Raw genomic sequence first — 2,037 nt, 5'->3', positions numbered from 1 at the left:
CAACGCCTTCTTCAGATCGTCGAGCAGGCCGTTCGGGTCGAAGGCCGTCTTGGGATCGGCGCCGGCCAGCAACTGGTCCAGAAGCGCGTCAGGGATGCGGGGCTCTTTGCGTCGGGCCATGGGAGATCTCCTTCTTCTCCATCATGCCCGCCCACACACGAAATTCCTGACACTCCCGTTCGCCGCGCCGATCGCGCGAGTAATAGAACATCGCCGCCGGCGGCCCGGCGGCGCCGAAGGGCGCGTCGTCGCGCACATAGACCCAGCAGCGGCCTGTGTCGGTCTTGCCCTTGGCCAGCACGGGAACCGTGGTGTCGTCCCCGTGCAGCCGCTCGGCTGCGAGGACATGCGCCTCGACGAGACGCCGCAGCGGATCGAGTGCGGCGCAGATGGAGCCGACGGCGTCGGCCATGGTCGACAAGGCGATCGGCGCGCCTTCCAGCGCATAGCGCTCGGCCTGACGGTTCAGCGGTTGATGCTGGCCGAACTTCTCGAAGGCGATCATCGCCAGTAGGCTCGGCCCCGCCCAGCCGCGCGCGACGACATGGAACGGCGCCGGCGCCTGGGTGATCTTCTCGCAGTCCCGGCAGGTGAACTTCTCCCGCACGGTCTCGATGACCTTCCACTGGCGTGGCGTCGTCTCCAGCGTCCGCGTCACATCCTCGCCGAGCTTGCGCAGGCGCGAACCGCCGCAGCAGGCGCAGGCCTTCGGCGCCTCGATCACCACGCGCTCGCGCGGCAGATGGTCGGGAAAGGTGTTGCGCTCCGGCCGCCTGCGCTCGAAGCCGGCGACCGTGGTCGTCCTGGCGACGGCGTGCTCCGCGGCGAGCTCGTCTTCCGCCGCGTTCGCTTCCAGCTCTTCGAGCTCTAGCGACAACTGATCGAGCAGCCGAGCCGAGCGCTCCGACTTCTGCCCATAGATCTGCCGCTGCAATTTGGCGATCTGGAGCTTTTGCGCGGCGATCAGCGCCATGTCTTCCGACGCCTTGGCGAGCACGACGGCGAGTTGCGCTTTCAGCACGGCGTTTTCGTCGAGAAGGGCTCGGGCGGCAGCGTCCATGAGGCGAAGTGAATCACAAAACGCGCGATTTGTGGCGCCCCAAAATGCAGCCGACCCCAGCTTTTTCGGCCTCACCCGGCGCTTTGCGGCCTCCAGGCGCGTTGCGGATTCCGCCAATCGATCCCCTCGAGCATATAGGCCATCTGCCCGGCCGAGATCGACACGGCGCCCGCGTTCGCCGAAGGCCAGATGAACTTTCCGCGGTCGAGCCGCTTGGCGTAGAGCGACAGGCCGACCCCGTCGTGCCAGAGGATTTTCGCCAGATCGCCGCGGCGCCCGCGGAAAATGTAAAGGTCGCCCGCATGCGGGTTGCGCTTCAACTGCTCCTGCACCTGAAGCGCCAGCCCCTGCATGCCGCGCCGCATGTCGGTATGGCCGGTCGCAATCCAGACCCGGCAGCCCGCCGGCAGCGGGATCATCGCCGCAGCGCCTTCACGACCCGCGACAGCGCGGCTGTCTCGACATCGGACCACACGAGGATTCGGTCCCCCTCGGCGAGCACGATCTCCATCTGGCCGGTCGGCCCTGGAGGGGAACATTCCGTCGTCGTGTCCGGAGTGATCGTCACGGGCAGGATCGGCGCGAGTTCCTGCGGCGCGGTTGCCTCGACGCCGAACTGCCGACGCCAGGTGAAGAGTTGGTTGGTGTTGAGATCGTGCCGCCGTGCGACCTCGGCGATCGAAGCTCCATCCTCGAGGCTCTCGTCGACAATCCGGCGCTTCTCTTCGAGAGACCATGATCGGCGCCGGCGCCGGAAAGCCGGAGGATCGTCATCGATGCGCGACATCGGCGATAGTGTCCACTTGTAATAGAAGCGGACACGATCGTCGCGCCACCTGTCAGGCAGCTATCTCAAAAACCGCAATCAACGCCAGGCGGCCGCCGCCGAAGGGATACGGCCAAGTCGCGGCGCGGCTCGTTCATTCCGATCTCGTCATCCTCGATGAGCTCGGCTACCTGCCGTTCAGCGGCTCCGG

Annotated in this window: 2 protein-coding genes and 1 pseudogene; all 3 read right to left on the bottom strand. The window is 66.6% G+C overall.

What is annotated here, in order from left to right:
• Positions 1-136 precede the first annotated feature (136 nt).
• Positions 137-1,060, bottom strand: a pseudogene (gene tnpC, locus METLW4_RS26115) (IS66 family transposase); the annotation flags it as partial.
• 71 nt (positions 1,061-1,131) lie between these two features.
• Positions 1,132-1,479: an IS66 family insertion sequence element accessory protein TnpB gene (tnpB, locus tag METLW4_RS0123485; RefSeq protein WP_018268688.1), complete on the bottom strand. Its 348-nt coding sequence runs from the start codon at positions 1,477-1,479 to the stop codon at positions 1,132-1,134.
• Positions 1,476-1,847: an IS66-like element accessory protein TnpA gene (tnpA, locus tag METLW4_RS28810; protein ID WP_018268687.1), complete on the bottom strand. Its 372-nt coding sequence runs from the start codon at positions 1,845-1,847 to the stop codon at positions 1,476-1,478. Before tnpA ends, tnpB begins: the two co-directional genes overlap by 4 nt.
• Positions 1,848-2,037 lie beyond the last annotated feature (190 nt).

The sequence above is a fragment of the Methylosinus sp. LW4 genome (assembly GCF_000379125.1).
Taxonomy (GTDB): domain Bacteria; phylum Pseudomonadota; class Alphaproteobacteria; order Rhizobiales; family Beijerinckiaceae; genus Methylosinus.
Note: the sequence above shows the minus strand (reverse complement) of the source record. Positions and strands in the feature narration are given on the sequence as shown.

Excerpts from the sequence above, each read along its gene's own strand:
- tnpB (WP_018268688.1), bottom strand. The coding sequence starts at position 1,479 with ATGATCCCGCTGCCGGCGGGCTGCCGGGTCTGGATTGCGACCGGCCAT.
- tnpA (WP_018268687.1), bottom strand. The coding sequence starts at position 1,847 with ATGTCGCGCATCGATGACGATCCTCCGGCTTTCCGGCGCCGGCGCCGA.